Consider the following 20,765-nt stretch of genomic DNA (forward strand, 5'->3'; position numbering starts at 1 on the left):
TGACTCTTAGGTGAGAAAATATCTGGCATACTGACTTTGAAATCAGATAACAGTGAATCAAAACTAACTGAATGACCTAAGGCATCAGCTTCAAATTTTGAGTTTTCTAACTCTTCAATTAACAACCCTATATTGGTAGCGTATATCGATATATCAATAGTGGAGTAATACCACTCCAATGCAGCAGAGTAGCCCACAAAAGAAGCCAGTATATTTGCTACGTCTTCTCTCCCCTTCAAGAAGCCACAATGTTGCTTTCTTCTTAAGGAATTGAACTTTAAAGTTGTCGAAGTTCATTCGGAAATTTTCTGGTAGTTCGCAAAATGTATTACTAGTTGAAGGTTTTTCAACCGGATGGAGGCTGGTTACAGGCTGTTCACGAGTAGCGTTAATAGTGGCTGTGATATTACTCTTTGTATCAGCCGCTTTGGTAAAATTTACTGGTGCTTCGTAGTATTTTAAGAATACTAAGAGTATTAATCCTAACGTGAAAATCAGTCCATAAATTGCCCGTTTCAAAGCAACGCTCCTTCCGCCAATCTAAACTTGCTGTTAAATAGAGAGCTTCTGATAAACTTAAATCAGCTTTCAATGCTAGTGCTTTTGCGCTCCTGTTAACTATCTCTGGTGTCAATAATGAAAGCCCGTTGGCGTTAAGGTTAATGTTGACAGCCTTCTGCAACTGCAATTTTACTGAGATGATAATTTGCAGATTACATATGCTTTCATAAATATCATCATTACATTACTGTAAGAATGTATCCAGTTCAATGATTACGTATGGTTACGAAGTCGTTTCATATGTACTTCGAAGTATTGCTGATATAAGTGTTTCCTGAATCTAGCGAAAGGGCATTGCTTGGAGAAAAAATTGATTAAGAAATACCATTGCAGCTGCGGGTGCTGGTCAGTCTCGGGATAAGAGTGTCTTAGAATTCTAATGTGAGATCGCCAGCCGTCGATTCTGAACAGGGTCTAATATGGTCAATTCAACATTCCTCTGCGCCTTTGCGAGAACGGGTTTCTCTGACAATTATTCTGACGCAGAAGCTATCCGAAGCAGTCCAATAAACTTGGCTCTACAAACAACGGGCTTGCGTAGCCTGCAAGGATTGCAGCGGACGCGTCCAGCACCTTTGACTCCTCTCGGTGAGGAAACAAAACAACGATAAATTCAAAGGTTGCTGGATTGCGGGAAGGGAGAGGTCACAGGATTAACCCGGATTTCGCTTTGCTATATCCGGGTTTTCTGATGGCTGACCACTGATAACTGTAAACTTTAGCGCTATTTCTTCACCGGTCGCTGCCAGCCCTGGATATTGCGCTGTTTGCCACGGGCAACAGCCAGTTCTTCGTCGGCCACCTCGCGGGTAATGGTTGAACCGGCGCCGATGGTGGCATTTTTGCCGATTACCGCCGGGGCAACCAAAGAGGAATTAGAGCCGATAAAGGCTCCGTCTCTGATAATGGTTTTAAACTTGTTGACGCCGTCATAGTTACAGGTGATGGTTCCGGCACCAATATTGACGCCCTCGCCTACTTCACTGTCACCGAGGTAGGTAAGATGATTGGCCTTCGAACCCTTACCCAGTACGGATTTTTTCATTTCTACAAAGTTACCTACTTTGGCCTTTTCATGTAACTCGGCACCTGGGCGCAAGCGTGCGTATGGACCAACCTGACAGTAAGTGCCCACTTTTGCCTGTTCTACAATGCTGTTTGCTTCAATAACGGTATTATCGCCAATTTCGCAATCAATCAGCATGCAGTTGGGGCCGACTATCACGTTGTTACCCAGGCGCACATTGCCCTGCACAATCACATTGACATCAATTACCACATCTTCGCCGGTATCCAGGTTACCGCGCAGATCAAAGCGGGAGGGATCGCGAAGGCTTACGCCGTTCATCATCAGCGCTTCTGCCTGTTCAAGCTGGTAGGCCCGCTCAATGGTTGCCAGTTGTTTGCGATTATTGATGCCTTCTACTTCAACCGCGCTGGAAGGGTGAGCGGCTTTAATGATTTTCCCTTCATCTGCGGCCATGGCAATTACATCGGTAAGGTAGTACTCGCCCTGGGCATTGTCATTACTCAGGTTCGCCAGCCAGCGTTTAAGGTCTTTACCGCCCATGATCATCATGCCGGTATTGATTTCTTTGATCTGGCGCTGTTCTTCGGTGGCGTCTTTGTGTTCGACGATGGCTTTGACCTGATCACCCTCGCGTACTATCCGGCCCATTCCTGTGGGATCATCCAGCTCTACGGTCAGTAAGGCCAGATCGGCCTGCTGTTTTATTTTAAGCAGTTGCTGCAGGGTATCGGACTTAATCAGTGGTGCATCGCCGACCAGGATCAATACATCTTCATTGTCCTGGATATGCTCTGCCGCCTGCTGCACGGCGTGGCCGGTGCCCAGTTGTTCCGCCTGTAAGCACCAGTTCAGCGTATTATGGCTCAGAGCCTGTTGTAGTTGCTCACCGCCATGGCCAAATACCAGGTGAATACTGTCACTGCCAAGAGCGGTTACCGTATCAATAATATGCTGTACCATGGGTCTGTCACCAATGGGGTGCAAGACCTTGGGAAGCGAGGATTTCATACGGGTTCCTTTACCCGCGGCAAGAATGACAACAGAAAAAGCCATGTTAAGTCCTTGTTTTTATGTCGAGACTGCTATTCTAACTAAGGGAGCGGTGAGATAGTACCTCGGCGATAAATTAATGGCGGGGATCTGCTAAAGAAAGCTTAGCGGTGGCCGATTACCTGCAGTTAAATAATTGGAGTCGGGCCATTGCGGAAATTCGGGTCTTTACAATTCGCTTTGTTGGTTGGTTTTGTATTGGTCGTGATCGTTATCAGTACCCTCTCCTATTTTACCATCAGCAATATTGTCGGCGATCAGAGCCGACAGCAATTGCAGGCCACCTCCACGGTTTTTTCCCTGGTTGAAGAAGAACTGATTAAGCCCATGCATATTGCCCAGACACTGGCCCGGGCAGATATCTTCAAACCTTATATGAATGCAGAACCAGAGCAGATCCGTACGTTCTTACAGGATATGCAGAGTCGCTTTGAACTGATGTTCTTTATCGCCAGTGAGCCGCAGCAAATGCAATATTATTCCGACGGCGATGAACTGGCTCTGAGTGAAGAAGAGACCCCCTGGTATTTCCGGCTCAAGGAACGACAGGAGGATTTCTATGCCGGGCTGGGACATGAGCAGGATTTGCGCTTGTATATGGATATTATGCAGCGTGATATGAACGGAGATTTGCTCGGTTTCGTTGGTATTGGCATGCCCTTGTCGGACTTTGTGGACACCTTCAGCCATTACAATCAAGAACTGGGCTATGATTTTGTTTTTGTGAATAGCGATGACGAGATCGTGCTGACCTCCTTTGCTGATCTGCAACCAAGGGGCGATGAGCGCACCAGATTACAGAACTTATCCTGGTATTCTGACTGGTACAAAGGCCCCAGTCTGGCTGGCAATCAGACGAATCTGGTTGAATTAAATGAGCAGGATGTGCTGATCACCGAAGTGCCTCTGGATGTGCTGAAGTGGCGATTCTTTATTATCAGCCCCCTGGAAGCACAGCAACAGGCCATGAGCCGCACTTTCCTGGTCAATCTGGTGATTATGACGGCCGCGCTGCTCACATTGCTCTGGTTGCTGAGTCGGGTCATTCGCCGCATTCAGCAGAGTGTCAGCAGTAAAATCTACACCGATCGTCTTACCGGACTGTTTAACCGCCTGTACATAGAACAAGCCTTCGAGGAGATACAACAGGAAGGCAAATCGATGAGCCTGATTATGGCTGATATCGACCATTTTAAAGAGGTGAACGATACCCATGGGCACAATGTCGGAGACCAGGTGATTGCCAGTATTGCCGATATTCTGGGTGATTGTCTGCGCAAGGGCGATTATCTGGGGCGCTGGGGCGGAGAGGAGTTTATTGTACTGTTGCCCAATTCAGATTTACTCAGCGCTGAACAGGTAGCCGAGAGAATGCGTCAGTCTGTTGCCTTTCAGCCTGTTGCAGAGGGTGACATGGTTCTGGATATTACCATGAGCTTTGGTGTGACCCAGGCTGACCGCTATGGCGCGCTGGTGGATTTGATTCACAGTGCCGACAAAGCGCTTTACCAGGCCAAAAATGAAGGCCGTAATAGGGTGGTTTCCAGAGCTTTTAATCAGGATTAACCCTGTTCCAGCGCTAACAACCAGGCTTTACGCTCTAATCCTCCCGCATAGCCGGTTAATTTGCCGTCTTTGCCAATTATTCTGTGGCAGGGCACAACAATAGCCAGTGGGTTTCGGCCGTTAGCCGCGCCCACCGCACGAACCGCTTTGGGCTTGCCAATGGATTCTGCAATCTGCCCGTAGCTGGCGGTTTGTGCATAGGGTATCCGCGCCAGTGCCTGCCACACCTGATGCTGAAACTCTGTGCCTGTCGCCGCCAGTGGCAGACTGAATGCCTGGCGCTGGCCGGCAAAATATTGCTGCAACTGTTCACGGGCCTGCACCAGCAGCGGATGCTGTATTGCAGGAGCATCCTGGCGGTCAACAAATGCTATATGGCTAATGGCGTTGTCGATTGCTCTGATTGCTAACAATCCTATCGGGGTTCGCATAAATGTACTGTTCATCACATGCTCCACAGTTGCAGGGTAAGATAGCTGCGCCAGGGCGCAGCCTGGTCAGGTTGCAGCGCATAATTGGCAATTTGTTTTTTAATAACCAGATCGGAATCCAGCCAGATATCCGGCTGTGAATAACCGCGCAGTTTTATATAACTGACTGTCCAGGGGCCGATGCCTTTTATATTGAGCAGTGCATCCGGGTCATGCTCCCGGTGCTGTAAACAATAATGGGCAAAACGCCTGAGGGTCTCCCGACGCGAGGATGGCATCCCTAAGCTGCTTAAATCGGCGTCTGCTATCGCTTCCGGTAACGGGAATAGCCGGCCTCTGTCGACAGGCTGACCACAAATATCTGTCAGCCGGGTGAGCAAACCAATGGCGGCTTTAACACTCACCTGTTGACCGAGTATCGCCCGGCAACCTGCTTCGAAGGGGGCCCACACCCCGGGTAAACGCAGACCCGGCACCAGCAAGGGTTGCGCAATGCCTGAATTAGTCAGGGCAGTGCCGATTACCGGCATATCCGCATCCAGATCCAGTATTCGTCTTATCTGGTCTGTCACAGACTTAAGGTTATCCAGTGGCTGCATCTCCAGCTTCACCACGAAACAGTCGTTAGTCTCATCAAAACGGGCATGAAACCAGCCTTGTCGCCCATCCAGTCTGAAGGTTCTGGCATAGCTGTCTTGTTCCACCCACTCCATCTGCGGTACCGCCCTTAAAGCCAGAAAGTCCCGTACCTGAGGCCAGTTATAGGGCGGCCTGAAGGATAATTTCAGTTCCAGTGGCCGGGTATATTCCTGCTTGCCACGTATTTGCCTGGGTGTCAGCTGCAAATGCTGGCGCACATTGTCCTGCAAGCGGCGGGCAGACTGAAAACCCGCGGCCTGAGCTACCTGTTCAATGCTGAGGCTGGTCTGATGTAACAGCTGTTTGGCAAATAACAATTGCTGGTATAACTGGTAGCGTTTCGGTGAAAGACCGAGATGCTGCTGAAACAATCCACGCAGATAGCGATCACTGATGCCAAGTTTTTCGGCAATCTGTTGCAGACTCAGATCGGGAAACGCATTCAGCAGAGACAATGCCCGCTCAACGGTGGTATCGACCCCTTTCCATGCACAGGAGCCGGGTGCCGAGTCTGGTCTGCAACGCAGACACGGCCTGAAGCCATCTCCCATCGCCTGTTCCGCTAGCCGGTAATAAGTAACATTCTGCTCTTTAGGCAATACCGCAGGGCACACCGGCCGACAGAAAATACCGGTACTTTTAACCGCAACGAAGAAGACACCGTCAAAGCGTTTGTCCCGGGTGATCCTTGCCTGTTGAAATGCGTGCATAGAGATGGCTATCAAGTGACAGATGACACTGATTCTAATGCTTCTGCAGAAAAAAATGCGATGAAAACGGAAGTGAACAGATCAAAAGGTGTATCTCGTTCCGGAGGTATTCACCGGTAAAGCAAGAAACGCAGACATTAGCGTCGTGAAAGTTAATCTTGCCCTGGTGACAATGATACAATACCGATAGAGGAAAAAATGAGGCAGGACAAAAACAGACAGAACCTGTTGCCGGTTCTGCTGTCTGTTCAGCATACCGCTTTTTAACGACAAGATTAAAAAAACAACATGCGCTATTGGAGTTTCGCGGGGGTATTGTGGTTGTTCAGCCTGGCCGTGCCCGCGCAGGACAATTGGGTCGGTCAGTTTGCCGAAGAAGTGAAGCAGGAAGTGCGTCAGCGCAATATTCCCGGCTATGCGTTTGCGGTGGTGTCAGAGCAGCTGCCACAGCAGATTTTCACTTACGGCCACAATACTTATGGTGGTCAGCCAGTCAACGAAGATACCCTGTTCAGGCTGGCGTCGGTGTCCAAAACCTTTACCTCGGTATTGACCACTAAGCTGGTTGAGCAAGGCAAATTGCAATGGAGCCTGCCCGTGTCGAAACTGGCTCCGGACTATCCTTTTCTGCCGGAACTGGCCAACAACCTCACTCTGAACCATATTATCAGCCAGTCCAGCGGCTATATGCCAAATGCTTATGATAATCTGATCGAAGCAAACTACTCAGTCAAACGGGTATTAAATGAACTGGCCGGGTTGCAGCCCATCTGCAAGCCGGGGCAGTGTTATACCTATCAGAATGCGCTGTTTGGGGTAATCTCTGAGAGTCTGAGTCAGGGCGCACAACAGAATTACGGTCAGTTGCTGACACAGCATTTGCTGTTGCCACTGAATATGAAGCGCACCAGTATAGGTCGTCAATCGCTGATCTCGGATGACAACTGGGCTCAGCCCCATGTGTTAATCGGCCGTGGAAAATGGCGAAAAGTCAAAGTGCGGGAAGACTATTACCGTTTTGCTCCTGCCGCCGGTATTAATACCAGCATCAAAGATATGACGCAGTGGTTACGGCTGATGCTGGGTGATTACCCGCATATTCTGTCTGACTATGCCATTGAAGAGTTGATAACTCCCAGGGTGCGTACCAGCAGGGAGCTTTATCGCAGGCACTGGCGCGAACACCTTAAAGACGCACACTATGGATTGGGGTGGCGCATCTATGACTTTGACGGACAGCGTCTGGCCCATCATGGCGGTTGGGTAAAAGGCTACCGGGCGGATATCAGTTTTTCTCCCGAGCATGGCGTTGGCCTGATATTGCTGATGAATGCTGAGTCCAACCTGGTTAATGAAATCATCGTAAATTTCTGGCAACAACATTTTGAACTGGCAAAAATTCGCGGCCAGAGCAGACCGGTTATTTCCGCCAGTGCCGGTGCTGATCAGTAATCCTGATTTATCTGAAGATTCTCACAAAAGGGGAGACACATGAGCAGACATTTTGAACAGGCAGAGGGCCTTAATGAGCAACGTGATCCAGCTACTGATGGCTTTGTCTTTAATCAGACCATGTTGAGAATCAAGTCACCGAAACGAACCCTGGATTTTTACACCCGGGTCATGGGCATGACGCTGGTTCGCAAGCTCGACTTTGCAGAAATGCAGTTCTCACTGTACTTTCTTGCCGCCATCGATAGTGATGAGCTGGAGCGTTGGGATAAAAACAGCAACGATACCCGCACAGTTCAAACCTTTTCCCGTCCGGCGATGCTGGAACTGACCCATAACTGGGGGGATGAGGAAGATGAGCAATTGCAATATCACAATGGTAATGATGAGCCTAAAGGGTTCGGCCATATCGGTTTTGCGGTGCCGGATCTGGATGCCGCCTGCACACGCTTTGAAGCACTGGATGTGCCTTTTGTAAAACGCCCTATGGATGGCAAGATCAAAGAAATCGCCTTTATTCAGGATCCTGACGGTTACTGGATAGAGATTTTTCAGCCCGGGCGACTGCCCGGCGCCCTGGCAGATCACCTGATACAAAAGTAGGGTCAGAGTAAACTTTTATCCATCATTTTTATGGATGGCCATTGGCCGGTCGCCATTAAGCAAACGCGAGAAATTCTCAGCGCTCATTGGGCGACCGAGCATATAGCCCTGACCATAGTCACAATTAAGCTGTTTCATCAACGCTTTTTGTTCAGGGGTTTCCAGTCCTTCTGCCACTGACTGGATCCCCAGGCTTTGCGCAAGGCGAACGATGCTGGTTACAATGTCCAGGGTGATCTTTTTCTCATTGGTAGCCTGAATAAAAGACCGATCAATTTTCAGCTGGTCGACCGGAAAGCTGTGCAGATAAGACAAAGAGGAGTAGCCGGTACCAAAGTCATCTAATGACATTTTCACCCCCATCATTTTCAGGGCTTTCATGGTCGCAATAATACTCTCTGAGTTGCGCAACAGCACCGTTTCGGTAAATTCCAGCACAATATGCTCAGCCGCCAGTTTATTGCGGCGCAATGCATCTTCTACCTCGGCAACCAGGTTGCCTCGATAAAACTGATCCGCTGCCAGATTAATAGACAAGCGAATATTACTATGACCGTGCTGCAGCCATGTTGCCATTTGTGCACAGCCCTGCTGTAACACCCAGCTTCCCACATCGGCCATAAGCCCGTGCTCTTCTAGCATATACAGGAAATGCCCCGGTGCGAGTAGCCCCCGCTGCGGATGTTGCCAGCGCAGCAATGCCTCAGCACCCACAAGGCGATCATCACTCAGGCGATATAACGGCTGGTAATACAGGCAGAATTCGTGATTTTTTATGGCTTGTTGCAGCTGTGACAACAGGACAATATGCTCATGGGCCGCTTTGTTTAATTCCTCAGTAAAATAACAGTACTGGCCCCTTCCCGTTTGTTTTGCGGCATACATGGCAGTGTCTGCAGTACGCAGTAAATCATCGGCATTGTCACCATCTTCCGGGTACATACTGATGCCTATGCTGGCGCCGAGCTGCAATTGCTGTTTACGGATAAAAAACGGCTTTTCCAGTTGTTGCAAGATGTTGCTGGCGACCATTGATGCCGAATAATCATGTTCAATATCAGGTAAATTAATGACGAACTCGTCACCACCAAGTCGTGCGATGGTGTCACTGTCTCTGACACATTCGGCTAAACGCTCTGCCACTTCTTTAAGAATTTCGTCACCAGCGTGGTGACCCAGGGAATCATTAACATGCTTAAACCTGTCCAAATCGATCATCAGTACAGCCGTATGACTGGTATGGCGCCTGGCCATTTCGATGGCGCTATCAATACGATCCTGCAATTGTGTGCGGTTGGGTAGCCCGGTCAAAGCATCATGGTGAGCCATATAGTGAATACGCTCTTCGGAGCGAGCGCGCTCCAGAGCAATGCCCGCCAGATGTACTGCCCCTGAGACCATCTCCCGTTGATCTGCATCGGGTAACTGCGGTTGGCGGTAATAAATGGCAAAAGAGCCCAGCACCTGCCCGGATGTCGCAGTGATCGGGGTAGACCAGCAGGCCCGCAGTCCGTTTTCGAGGGCCAGATCCCGATAGTTAGTCCACAGAGGATCGCAGCTGATATCTTCAACGGTGACTTCTTTGTTAAAGTACATGGCCGTACCACAGGAACCCGTTTGCGGCCCAATTTGCACACCTGTTAGCGCCTGCGCATATTCCTGTGGAAGGCTGGGCGCCAGACAATCCGAGATGGTTTTGTCATCGCTGGCTAATAACACAATGGAGGCTATCCCGCCGTTGCTATGGCTCTCTATCCAGGCGGTTATCTGACGCAACACTTGTTTCAATGGAATATTCGCGGTGATCAGCTCTTGTATCTGATATTGCCCGGCATGTAGCGCTTCTGCCCGCTTTCGCTGGCGAATTTCATCCTTAAGGCTGGCTGTGAGCTCGTACAGACTTTGTGTTATTTTTTTGTTCTCTGCCAGGGCCTCAGTCAGTTCCTGAGTACGTTGTTCTACCTCGTCCTCCAGTGTCAGAGTAGCCTGGAATAAGCCGAAGTCGGAACCCTGCTGGCTCATACTGCGTTCGGCTCTGTCCATTAGTGCTGTAATGATTTTATTCAGCCGGGCAATTTGCTGTTCGGTGCGCTCGCCGGCGATAATATCATTGGCCTGATGTGCACTCAGATGGTTTTTCATAAGCCCTCTTCCGGAAAACCAATGGCCATACCGGTAAAGGTCTGGTTAACATGTACCCCACTGTATTGCTCACCGTATGAGTTAAAGCCGATAGCATGGTATTGTTTAATCAGCTCGCTGGCCCTGAGCTTATCGCCGGACTGCTCCATCTCAAGTTTGCGCAGTACGCAATCAAAGGCCAGTAAAATCTGAGGTTCACCAATGGTTTCACAAGCCTGTTGCAACGACGATGACAGATTGCTTAACAGGTCTACACCACGCGCAACCCTGAACACGAGGCCTTCTTCAATCGCACTGTAGAATGTCAGACTGCCATCCGAGTTGGCCTGTTGAATTGAGCGAACGTATTCTCTGCCATTGATCATTACCACGACAGGTGAGCGTGCAAAGCGCATCAGGTTAAGATCGCTCTCATCCACACCGGTAAGGCGCGCATACTCTGCAACAGCAGGGAGGCCATTAATTTCTGTAACCAGGCGCTTGTGTGGCTCCGCGCCCGTAACAACCAGGCGCTGATCTGTTGCGGCAAAGTGCTGGCTCTTTATCGCGGATAATGGGCAACGGGTTGAGACAAAAAGCAATGCGGCACTATCAGTGTGAAATTTTCCCTGATAAAAAACGTGAGTCTGTCTGAACTCCAGGTCATCACCAGCTGAGCCGCCAAGCAATGGCATACAGGGTACCGAGTTGTGAATCATTCTGGTTATGGCATCTTCACACTGAGATACACCGTCCACCAACAGTAATGCGAAGCTATTAGTATCACTATCCGCCCGGCTTTCATTATGAACGGCTTCCAGCTCCTGGGTCTGACGCTGAAGCTGATTGAGTCTGATTGTGCTTAAATTCTCTGCTAACAGACTGGAGACAAAAAAAGCATCTGCCGGGAAACTGGCCCCACTCAGGCTATTATCCTGATATCCATCCGGCCCTAGCTCTCCCGCCGTCGTGCAGCCGACAACAGGTACATCACCAAAACAGGCGACCATGGCTTCGGCCAGTGCACTCAGATCATAGCGGCTGGAACAGAAGAAAAGGACCAGGCTCATCCCGGGCTGGGCTACCTGTCGATGAAATTCCTGGGCAGCGGCAGACGCATCGGATAGACAAGTGTGGCCCAACTTTACATACTGCATGGGCGTTAAGGACCTCCTGGTGTCACAGAAAAATCACACCTTCCTGGTGCCTGTGTCTTCCGGTTACTGATATTCTGCAACGTGCTCATCAAGCTGGCTGTCAGATGCCAGCTGAGTAATGTCTGCCTACTATAGATCAGATCAGAAGGGGCTTCCAGCGCTGGCCGACGCACTCACTACGCCAAATCAGTATCATTCTGCGACTTCAATCTATTTTCCGTTTGTTAACCGGTATAGGTCAGTTGAAGAGATCATGAACACCGCATTGGGGGTGCCCGCTGCGGCCCAGATATGAGGAAATTGCTGCGCTGTGTTTTAATTCCTTCGCCATGTTTTCTCTTCGTCCTCAGGACTGCATTATGCCATCGGCTTTTGGGTTGCTGCCATACGCATTTTCGCCCGGCTCACTGTCAAACAGCATTAATACAAGCAGGATCAGACCGCCAACTATCGGGATAAAAATCAACAAAAACCACCAACCACTGCGCCCTGTATCGTGCAGTCTCCTTATGGTTACCGCAATACCGGGGATCAGAACGGCCAGACCATAAATTCCACCCAGCAGCCCTATTGCGGCTTCCGAGTTAAAGGTGCCCGTCATTGTGTCAACCAGGGCCAGGACGATGCTGATCAGAAAATTGAACAGAATAAAAAACCAGTACTCCATCCTTCTCGCTCTGCCGGTGAATACCGCATACTTCTTTAATACCTCAACATACCAGTTCATTATGACTCCTTGTGATGGTTTACCATGGTTGGGTAACTGCTCTGTGCTGATGGCGCAGAGATTTTATACTTTTATCAGTTGCTGACACAGATCCTCGCACAGGCGGTGGCTACTCAGGTTGCGTTCAACGCGACAGCTTTGCAAGCTGCCTTTTGCTATCACCTCCAGCCAATGTTCCAGCATGGCGTAGAAACCTTTTCCGGCGAGCATCGGTGTCCAGTCGGCCAGGCCTACGACCCGCTGTTGTCCGTCTTCAAGCCAATGACCACGGAGCAGGCTTTCCAGTTCCAGCGCTTTATTTCTATAGTTCAGGCTGATGCGCTCACAGGTGGTGCCAAACTGACGATTCATGCTCGCCTCATAGATGCGCCCTTCATGTTGCCAGTGACAATCGATTCTTGTCAGCTTATCCCGGTCAGATTGCACCGTAAACTGCAGTGGCGCACGATGCAGCTCGCCGGTCACATTGACGCTGTCCACCACGTGAATAAAATCATCGAAGATCATATTGCGGGGTTCGCCTGGCAAGTCATGCCGGTGTTTTTCCCAGCGCAATGACATCAGCTCTGATGGCAGGCTCATACGGCCCTCTGAATGCCCCGTTTCCTGACTGAGCAGAGGCAGATAGCGGCGATTAAAACCGACAAAAAGCGGTGTGCTTTTTTGTTCCGCAAGATCATACAGCGCCTCGCACTGTGTATAGCTGTCACATAGTGGCTTATCCACAAACACCGGTATGCTCAGATTAAGAAAAAAGCGGGCCAGTGAATAATGGCTCTTTGTCGCAGCATGAATCATTACTGCATCGACACCGTGCCCGGGCAGTTCCTGATAGTCATTACAGGTCTGGCTGATGCGATACTGAGCGGCCAGATCAGCCAGTGTGGAATCATTGCGGCTGCAAAGAACCAGCTCCAGCCGGGGCCAGTTAGCAATCATTGGCAGATAGGCTTTCTTTGCAATATCGCCGAGTCCAATAAGGGCAATTTTCATCAACACACTCCGGGGAAAACGTTCATCTTAGGCGGTGCCGCTGTTACAGGCAAATGGGTGTCAGTGTTGAAAATGTTGACGAAAACTTGAGGGCGACTCGCCAAACTCGCGCATAAACTGACGACTGAAATAGTTTGGATCACCAAAGCCACAACGTTCAGCGACCGAATAGACAGGCTCTTCACCCTCTATTAATAATCGCCGCGAATATTCCAGACGCAATTGATTAATCAGTTGTCTTGGCGTTTTACCCAGCGATTTTCTGAACCGGCGTTCCAGTGCACTGACCGACAAATGGGCGTATTTCGCCAATTCAGTGATACTGATTTCCCGGGTAAAGTTGTCTTTGATAAAGTTCATCGGCTTCTCGATGCTGGCCAGCGGACTGAGCATGATGGAAGTTTTATGTAAGTGACGGGAAATGCCACAGGTACCTATCCGGCGATTCTGAAAATCAAACAAGGGTCTTTTGCTGGTGGTAAACCAGTGCAGTTCACCCGAAGGCAAACGATTTATTTCCAGCCTTTGAGTAATCAGCTCCCCTTCCATTACCCTTTTATCATCAGCAACAAACAGTCGGGCGATATGTCCGGGTGTCAAATCGTAATCACTCAGTCCGACTACCTGTGCCAGCGTATCCATCCCGGCGTGTTCCAGAAATGCCTGATTCGCATACATAATACGGCTGTGGCTGTCTTTTATCCAAACCAGCACATCAGTTAACAAATCGTACATTCTGAGCCATTGTTGATCCGGCATACTGTCAAGGAAGTGCTGTGCCTGTGCAGGCAGGTGCTTCTCATCTATACTCATGGAATAAATTTATTTTCCTATAAATCAATGTGATACTGGTTTTTGAGTTCAGAGCTTTGCTCTGTTCTCTCAAAGAGCACGCTGAATTTGTGCTAATACAGTCCGATTCTATTCTATCTGTAGACAGGCAACCAGATGTAACATTCCGTTAACAGTCAGTAATGGCAGAAAATTATGAAGAAAGTCAGAATGGGTATGGTCGGGGGCGGTCCCGGTGCATTTATCGGCGGCGTGCATCGCATGGCTGCAAACCTGGATGGTAAAATTGAGCTGGTGTGTGGTGCCTTTAGCCGGGATGCGGAAAAGTCCCGGTTAATGAGTCAGGAGCTGAATCTGTGCCCTTCCCGATGTTACGACAGTTATCAACAATTGTTTGAGCAGGAGGCCAGTTTACCTGCCGACCAGCGCATGGAATTTGTCAGCATTGTTACTCCCAACCATCTGCACTTTGAGATCGCCAGGCTGGCATTAGAGTCTGGTTTCCATGTGCTGTGTGATAAACCTGCTACGTTGACTCTGGATGAAGCGCGTGAACTGGCTGTGGTTCAGAAACGCAGTGGTCGCTTGTATGCGCTGACGCATACCTACACCGGCTATCCTATGGTAGTAGCCGCTCGCGAGCTGGTGGCCAGAGGCGAGTTAGGTGCTATACGCAAGGTGGCGGTGGAATATCATCAGGGCTGGTTGGCCGACACTAACGCTGAGTCGGGTAAACAGGCAGCCTGGCGACTTAACCCGGAGCAGGCCGGGATCAGTTGCTGTATGGCCGATATTGGTGTGCATGCTGCCAATCTGGCCGAATTTATCTGTAACGACGGCATTGATCAGCTAAGTGCTGATTTGAACGCCAGCCATAATCGCCAGCTGGACGATGACGGCGTGGTTATGTTGCGCTTCGCCTCAGGCGCCCGGGGGATGCTGAGCGCCAGCCAAATCGCCGTTGGTGAAGAGAATAACCTGCGGATACGGGTTTACGGAGAAAAGGCGTCCATCGACTGGTCACAGGAACAACCCAACAGCCTTAAATTAATGCATGCAGACAAGCCGTTTGAAGTGCTGCGCAGTGCTACAGATGCAGCGGCTGAGCTGGGTGGTATAACGCGCACACCGCCGGGGCATCCTGAAGGGTATCTGGAAGCCTTTGCCAATTTATATCAACAGTTTGCCGAACAGGTAGCCGCACTGCGTCAGCAGTCAACCTCAGGCAACAACCCGCTACCGGGTATCAATGAAGCGCTACGTGGCATGGCCTTTATAGAAACGGTTGTGGCGGCCAGCGCCTCGGAACAGAAATGGCACACAATGCCCGACCTTACCAACATCCCAAACACCGGAGATAGTCTATGAAAAGCATCAAAGGGCCGGCTATTTTCCTGGCGCAGTTTATTGATGACAAAGCACCCTACAATAGCTTTGAAAGTATATGCCAATGGGCTTGTGGTTTAGGCTATCAGGGTATTCAGTTGCCTACCTGGGATACGCGACTTATTGATATTCAGCAGGCAGCCGACAGCCAGGACTATTGCGACGAAATAATGGGCATAGCCGCGCAAAATGGCCTCAGCATTACCGAACTTTCTACCCATTTACAGGGGCAATTGATGGCGGTCAATCCCGCATACGATCAGATGTTTGATGGTTTTGCCCCGGAAGCGGTGCGTAATAATCCGTCGAAACGTCAGGCCTGGGCAGAGCAGCAATTGTTGGCCGCAGGCACAGCCAGTGGCCGCATGGGCCTGAACACCCATGCCAGCTTTTCCGGCTCCTTGCTGTGGCATACCCACTACCCCTGGCCGCAGCGCCCTCAGGGCCTGGTTGAACAGGGGTTTGAAGAGCTGGCCAGACGCTGGCGCCCGGTGTTGGATCACTTTGCCGATCAGGGCGTAGATATCTGCTATGAGTTACATCCCGGCGAAGACCTCCATGACGGTGTGACCTTTGAGCGCTTTTTAGCGGCGACAGACAATCATCAGGCGGTGAATATTCTTTACGATCCCAGTCACTTTGTGTTGCAACACCTGGACTACCTGGCATTTATCGATATCTACCATGAGCGTATCAAGGCCTTTCATGTTAAGGACGCGGAATTCAACGCCTCTGGTCGCAGCGGCGTATATGGAGGCTATCAATCCTGGGTTGATCGCCCCGGGCGGTTTCGCTCACTGGGTGACGGACAAACCGATTTCAGCCAGATTTTCAGTAAACTGACTCAGTATGGCTTTGACGGCTGGGCGGTGCTGGAATGGGAGTGTTGTCTTAAGCACCCTGAAGACGGTGCCAAAGAGGGCGCTGAGTTTATCCGCAAGCACTTGATTCGCACAACCGACAAGGCCTTTGATGACTTTGCCGCCAGTGGCACCGATCACGAAGCCAACCGCCGCATACTCGGTCTTTAACAGGAGAATCCCATGCCCGTGAGCATACGTGTCCGACTCTGTTTTATGATGTTCCTGCAGTTTTTTATCTGGGGGGGCTGGTTTGTCACTCTGGGGACGTTTCTGGGCAATACGCTGGGAGCCAACGGCAATGAAATTGGCATGGCGTTCTCAACCCAGTCATGGGGGGCGATCATTGCGCCCTTTATTATCGGCCTGATCGCAGACCGTTATTTTAACGCCGAGCGTATTCTGGGCGTATTGCATCTGCTCGGCGCGGTACTGATGTACTGCCTGTACACTGCTGAGAGTTTCGACAGCTTCTATCCCTTTGTGCTCGGCTACATGATTGTGTATATGCCGACGCTGGCGCTGGTGAACTCGGTTTCATTCGCTCAGATGCAGGAACCTGCCAAAGAATTCGGCAAAATCCGGGTATGGGGCACTATCGGTTGGATTATCGCGGGCCTGGTCATCAGCTATGTGTTCTCCTGGGATAATCAGCAGGCCATTGCCGATGGTATGCTCAGGAACACCTTTGCGTTGTGCGCTATAGCTTCATTGTTACTGGGGCTGTTCAGTTTTACGCTGCCCGCGACACCTCCAAAATCTTTTGGGGAAAAAAGTGGCCTCAGAGAGGTGTTGGGCCTGGACGCATTAGCCATGCTAAAAGATCGCAACTTCCTGCTGTTTTTTATCTCCTCTGTACTGATTTGTATCCCGCTGGCTTTTTATTATCAGAATGCCAATCCCTTTCTGACTGAGATAGGGGTAGAGAATGCTACGGGCAAGATGACGCTGGGGCAGGTCTCTGAAGTGTTGTTTATGTTGGTGTTGCCGGTATTTCTGCAACGGTTTGGCATAAAGATCACCTTATTGGTGGGGATGGCAGCCTGGGCTTTGCGCTATGTGTTATTTGCCTATGGCAATGCCGAAAGTGGTATGGCCATGTTACTCGTAGGTATTGCCCTGCACGGAATCTGTTATGACTTCTTCTTCGTTTCAGGCCAGATCTACACTAATGCCAAGGCCGGAGAGCGTATCAGAAGTGCGGCTCAGGGGATGATTACTCTGGCCACATACGGTGTGGGTATGTTGGTCGGATTCTGGATCGCCGGCAAGATCACCGACAGTTTTGCGCAACCTGAAGGTCATGACTGGCAGCAGATATGGCTCTATCCTGCAGGCTTTGCGGCGGCGGTGTTCTTTCTGTTTTTGTTTAGTTTCAAAAATGAACGGATCGGTCAGCATGAACACTAGCAGACGGCAACTTTTCAAGGGGTTAGCCCTGGCCGGTGTCGGTGCTGGCACAGTAATGAGCTTGTCAGCGCTGGCCAGTGCCTCTCAGAAGGAAGCCAGCAACCTCAAAGGCAATATCCGCCATTCGGTGAGTCGCTGGACCTATGGTGAATTACCGATTGAGCAGCTGTGCCAAACGGTTAAATCTCTGGGTTTTTCGGCGATTGATCTGGTTGGCCCCGAAGACTGGCCGGTGTTGAAAAAGCACAACATTGACTCGTCAATGTGTAACGGTGCCGAACTGAACCTGACTGATGGCTGGGCCGATGAACGCTTTCATCAGGCCTTAATCCGGCGTTATTTGCGCCATATCGATCTGGTCGCTGAGGCCGGTTATATCAATCTGATCTGCTTTAGTGGCAACAAGCGGGGCATCAGCCCGGAGACCGGACTGGCTAACGCCGTAAAGGGGCTGAAGCAGATCCTGCCCCATGCTGAAAAGCGTGGCGTGGTGCTGCAAATGGAATTGTTTAACAGCAAAGTGGATCATCCCGATTATATGGCGGACAACTCAGCCTGGGGCATTGAACTGTGCAAGGCGCTGGGTTCAGAACACTTTAAGTTGCTGTATGACATCTACCATATGCAGATCAGTGAAGGCGATATTATCCGCACCATCAGAGACAACCATCAGTATTTTGGTCACTACCACACCGCCGGTGTACCCGGCCGACATGAGATTGGTGACAATCAGGAACTTAATTACCGGGCGATTGCTGAAGCCATCAAAGAGATCAATTTTAACGGCTATCTGGCACAGGAATTTATCCCCACACCATTAACAATAACGGGCAAGATTGATTCACTGCGAGAAGCGGTGGCAATTTGTGATGTGTAATGAATCTCTGGGTGCTCTGGGATTCGGTGCCGTTTTCAAGAGGTAGGCTATGACAGTAAATAATTATGATGCCATCGTGGTGGGTTCCGGTATCAGTGGTGGCTGGGCAGCGAAAGAGCTCTGTGAACGCGGGCTGAAGGTACTGATGCTTGAGCGTGGCAGAAATATCGAGCATATCAAAGATTACAAAAACGCCCACAAGGAAGCCTGGGATTACCCGCACCGTGATGTGCCCACCCGACAGATGAAACTGGATTATCCGGTACTCAGCCGCGATTATCCGCTGAATGAATCTACCTTCGGCATGTGGGCAACAGACAAAGAGGCTCCTTACACGGAAGACAAACGTTTCGACTGGTTCCGTGGCTATCATTTAGGCGGGCGCTCCCTGCTATGGGGGCGCCAGAGCTACAGGTTGAATGAAGTGGACTTTGAGGCCAATGCCAAAGAAGGCATTGCCGTCGACTGGCCGATTCGCTATCAGGAGCTGGCACCCTGGTATGATTATGTGGAAAAATTCGCCGGTATCAGTGGTAACAGAGATGGTCTGGATGTATTGCCCGATGGTCAGTTTCAGCCCCCGATACCGCTTAATTGCGTGGAAAAAGATGTGGCTGCGCGACTGCAAAAAACCTTTAAGGGTACGCGTCACTTAATTAACAGCCGTTGCGCCAATATCACTCAGCCGATGCCAGAGCAGGGTCGGGCAGGCTGTCAGTATCGGGCCAAATGCTGGCTGGGTTGCCCCTTTGGTGGTTATTTCAGTACCCAGTCTTCAACACTGCCTGCAGCCATTAAAACAGGCAATCTTACTGTGCGCCCGTTCTCTATTGTATCGCGGTTGTTGTACGACAAAGACAAGCAGCGAGCCACCGGCGTTGAGGTAATAGACGCAGAAACCAACAACACCATCGAGTACACCAGCCGCATTGTTTTTGTGAATGCCTCGGCTCTGAATACAGCCTGGTTGCTGATGAATTCAGCCACCGATGTATGGGAAGGCGGCCTGGGCAGCAGCAGTGGTGAACTGGGTCACAATGTGATGGATCATCATTTTCGTGTGGGCGCATCTGCTGACGTTGAAGGGTATCTGGACAAATATACCTTTGGTCGTCGTCCGGCCGGTTTTTATATTCCCCGTTATCGAAACTGGAACGACGATAAGCGTAATTATCTGCGCGGCTTTGGTTATCAGGGCAGCGCCAGTCGTCAGGGCTGGCGCAAAGATATTGCCGAACTGGGCATTGGTGAAGATCTGAAAGCGGCCATGAGTGAGCCAGGGCACTGGAGTATAGGCATGTCGGCCTTTGGCGAAATACTGCCTTATCACGAAAACCGTATCTATCTGAACCACAAGGTCACAGACAAGTGGGGGTTGCCGGTGCTGGCCATGGATGTGGAAATAAAGGATAACGAACTGGCCATGCGTAAGGATATGCAGGCCGATGCCATGGAAATGTTTGAGGCTGCCGGCCTGAAAAATGTACGCGGCTATGACGGTGACTATGCGCCGGGCATGGGGATCCATGAAATGGGCACCGCGCGTATGGGGCGTGATCCGAAAACCTCAGTACTGAACAAGCATAATCAGGTCTGGGATGCACTCAACGTGTTTGTCACCGATGGCGCCTGCATGACCTCAGCATCCTGTGTTAATCCGTCTTTAACCTATATGGCGCTGACGGCAAGGGCCGCAGCCCATGCGGTGGACGAACTCAAGCGAGGCAACCTGTGATGGACAGACGTGAATTGCTTAAAATGATTGGTATGGCAACGGGTGCAGCCTTTGTGGGCAACGCGATAGCCTGGACCAGCGTGGCGGAAGCCACCTCGCCCAAGGCTGCGGGGTTCAGTAAGGAGGACCTGATGCTGCTGAACGAAGTGGCGGAGACCATTATCCCCCGCACTGATACGCCCGGGGCCAGGGACGCCGATGTGGGCCGGATTATGGCTGTGCTGGTGGCTGACTGTTATCTGCCTGAGGAGCAACAGGTGTTCAGGCAGGGGATGGTGAAGATTAACAACACCAGTGAGTCTGTCTTTGGCAAACCGTTTTTGTTGCTGAATAACACAGAGCGCCAGGATTTGCTCGCTGACCTGAACCAGCAAGCGTACAGCTATAACCGGGAAAACCGGGTGGCTTTCTGGGAATTGGGTAACCCCGGCAGTAAGCCCGGCCAGGAGGTGTCTCTGCCTCACTATTTTACCCTGTTCAAACAACTGAGCCTGTTTGGATTTTTTACCTCGAAAGCGGGGGCCACTCAGGTATTGCGCTATGTGGCTGTGCCGGGGCGCTATGACGGAGAGTATCCGTATAAAAAAGGCGATCGCGCCTGGGCAACCTGAGCGGTTTGAAAATAACCTAATCAAGAGACTCATTATGAAAATAATACAACGAGG

Annotated in this window: 18 protein-coding genes; 9 read left to right on the forward strand and 9 right to left on the reverse strand. The window is 50.4% G+C overall.

Translation table 11 applies throughout. The annotated features are described in order from the left end of the window. A partial coding sequence (locus CDA54_RS19775; protein ID WP_218962428.1) for a hypothetical protein occupies positions 1–239 on the reverse strand: 239 nt, incomplete at its 3' end. 1,046 nt (positions 240–1,285) lie between these two features. Beyond that, positions 1,286–2,644, reverse strand: coding sequence for a bifunctional UDP-N-acetylglucosamine diphosphorylase/glucosamine-1-phosphate N-acetyltransferase GlmU (glmU, locus tag CDA54_RS18230; protein WP_099036482.1), 1,359 nt, complete (start codon positions 2,642–2,644; stop codon positions 1,286–1,288). Positions 2,645–2,791: 147 nt separating this feature from the next. Between glmU and CDA54_RS18235 the strand changes: the two genes are divergently transcribed. Then, positions 2,792–4,207, forward strand: coding sequence for a sensor domain-containing diguanylate cyclase (locus CDA54_RS18235; protein WP_143452325.1), 1,416 nt, complete (start codon positions 2,792–2,794; stop codon positions 4,205–4,207). On the opposite strand, the gene CDA54_RS18240 is transcribed toward CDA54_RS18235, so the two are convergent. Continuing rightward, on the reverse strand, positions 4,204–4,653 hold the full coding sequence (locus tag CDA54_RS18240) for a methylated-DNA--[protein]-cysteine S-methyltransferase (protein WP_099036484.1): 450 nt from the start codon (positions 4,651–4,653) through the stop codon (positions 4,204–4,206). The genes CDA54_RS18235 and CDA54_RS18240 overlap by 4 nt on opposite strands. Further along, on the reverse strand, positions 4,653–5,987 hold the full coding sequence (locus CDA54_RS18245; RefSeq protein ID WP_099036485.1) for an AlkA N-terminal domain-containing protein: 1,335 nt from the start codon (positions 5,985–5,987) through the stop codon (positions 4,653–4,655). Before CDA54_RS18245 ends, CDA54_RS18240 begins: the two co-directional genes overlap by 1 nt. Positions 5,988–6,275: 288 nt before the next feature. Here CDA54_RS18245 and CDA54_RS18250 point away from each other — a divergent pair, with 288 nt between their 5' ends. Together CDA54_RS18250 and gloA are read left to right on the forward strand one after the other, a co-directional pair. After that, positions 6,276–7,439, forward strand: a complete 1,164-nt coding sequence (locus CDA54_RS18250) for a serine hydrolase domain-containing protein (protein ID WP_099036486.1) — start codon at positions 6,276–6,278, stop codon at positions 7,437–7,439. 39 nt (positions 7,440–7,478) lie between these two features. Beyond that, positions 7,479–8,042 (forward strand): lactoylglutathione lyase, encoded by a 564-nt coding sequence (gene gloA, locus CDA54_RS18255; RefSeq protein ID WP_099036487.1) that lies wholly within the window; start codon positions 7,479–7,481, stop codon positions 8,040–8,042. 15 nt (positions 8,043–8,057) lie between these two features. Here the strand turns inward: gloA and CDA54_RS18260 are convergent, their stop codons facing one another. From CDA54_RS18260 to CDA54_RS18280, 5 genes are all read right to left on the reverse strand, one after another. Then, a complete protein-coding gene (locus tag CDA54_RS18260) occupies positions 8,058–10,184 on the reverse strand; it encodes a bifunctional diguanylate cyclase/phosphodiesterase (protein WP_099036488.1) in 2,127 nt (708 codons plus the stop codon). Beyond that, the gene (locus tag CDA54_RS18265) at positions 10,181–11,233 is read right to left on the reverse strand and encodes an FIST N-terminal domain-containing protein (protein WP_218962429.1); all 1,053 of its coding nucleotides are present in this window, start codon (positions 11,231–11,233) and stop codon (positions 10,181–10,183) included. Before CDA54_RS18265 ends, CDA54_RS18260 begins: the two co-directional genes overlap by 4 nt. Before the next feature lie 433 nt (positions 11,234–11,666). Then, positions 11,667–12,047 carry a DUF805 domain-containing protein gene (locus CDA54_RS18270; protein ID WP_099036490.1) on the reverse strand — a complete coding sequence of 127 codons (381 nt, stop codon included), beginning with the start codon at positions 12,045–12,047 and terminating at the stop codon, positions 11,667–11,669. A 63-nt stretch (positions 12,048–12,110) separates the two neighbouring features. Further along, a complete protein-coding gene (locus tag CDA54_RS18275; protein ID WP_099036491.1) occupies positions 12,111–13,040 on the reverse strand; it encodes a Gfo/Idh/MocA family protein in 930 nt (309 codons plus the stop codon). Positions 13,041–13,100: 60 nt separating this feature from the next. Beyond that, positions 13,101–13,853, reverse strand: coding sequence for an AraC family transcriptional regulator (locus CDA54_RS18280; protein WP_143452326.1), 753 nt, complete (start codon positions 13,851–13,853; stop codon positions 13,101–13,103). A gap of 174 nt (positions 13,854–14,027) precedes the next feature. Between CDA54_RS18280 and CDA54_RS18285 the strand changes: the two genes are divergently transcribed. Genes CDA54_RS18285 through CDA54_RS18310 form a run of 6 tightly spaced genes read left to right on the forward strand, consistent with a single transcriptional unit; the run spans position 14,028 to position 20,711 of the window. Beyond that, positions 14,028–15,200: a Gfo/Idh/MocA family protein gene (locus CDA54_RS18285; RefSeq protein ID WP_099036492.1), complete on the forward strand. Its 1,173-nt coding sequence runs from the start codon at positions 14,028–14,030 to the stop codon at positions 15,198–15,200. Next, positions 15,197–16,249, forward strand: coding sequence for a sugar phosphate isomerase/epimerase family protein (locus tag CDA54_RS18290; RefSeq protein WP_099036493.1), 1,053 nt, complete (start codon positions 15,197–15,199; stop codon positions 16,247–16,249). The genes CDA54_RS18285 and CDA54_RS18290 overlap by 4 nt, the downstream gene beginning before the upstream one ends. An 18-nt stretch (positions 16,250–16,267) precedes the next feature. Then, on the forward strand, positions 16,268–17,488 hold the full coding sequence (locus CDA54_RS18295) for a nucleoside permease (RefSeq protein ID WP_268235349.1): 1,221 nt from the start codon (positions 16,268–16,270) through the stop codon (positions 17,486–17,488). Beyond that, positions 17,478–18,365 (forward strand): hydroxypyruvate isomerase family protein, encoded by an 888-nt coding sequence (locus CDA54_RS18300; protein ID WP_099036495.1) that lies wholly within the window; start codon positions 17,478–17,480, stop codon positions 18,363–18,365. The genes CDA54_RS18295 and CDA54_RS18300 overlap by 11 nt, the downstream gene beginning before the upstream one ends. A gap of 49 nt (positions 18,366–18,414) precedes the next feature. Beyond that, positions 18,415–20,100, forward strand: coding sequence for a GMC oxidoreductase (locus CDA54_RS18305; RefSeq protein ID WP_099036496.1), 1,686 nt, complete (start codon positions 18,415–18,417; stop codon positions 20,098–20,100). Beyond that, the gene (locus tag CDA54_RS18310; RefSeq protein WP_099036497.1) at positions 20,100–20,711 is read left to right on the forward strand and encodes a gluconate 2-dehydrogenase subunit 3 family protein; all 612 of its coding nucleotides are present in this window, start codon (positions 20,100–20,102) and stop codon (positions 20,709–20,711) included. The genes CDA54_RS18305 and CDA54_RS18310 overlap by 1 nt, the downstream gene beginning before the upstream one ends. The last annotated feature ends 54 nt before the right edge of the window (positions 20,712–20,765 follow it).

It is taken from the genome of Lacimicrobium alkaliphilum (genome assembly GCF_002591895.1).
Taxonomy (GTDB): domain Bacteria; phylum Pseudomonadota; class Gammaproteobacteria; order Enterobacterales; family Alteromonadaceae; genus Lacimicrobium; species Lacimicrobium alkaliphilum.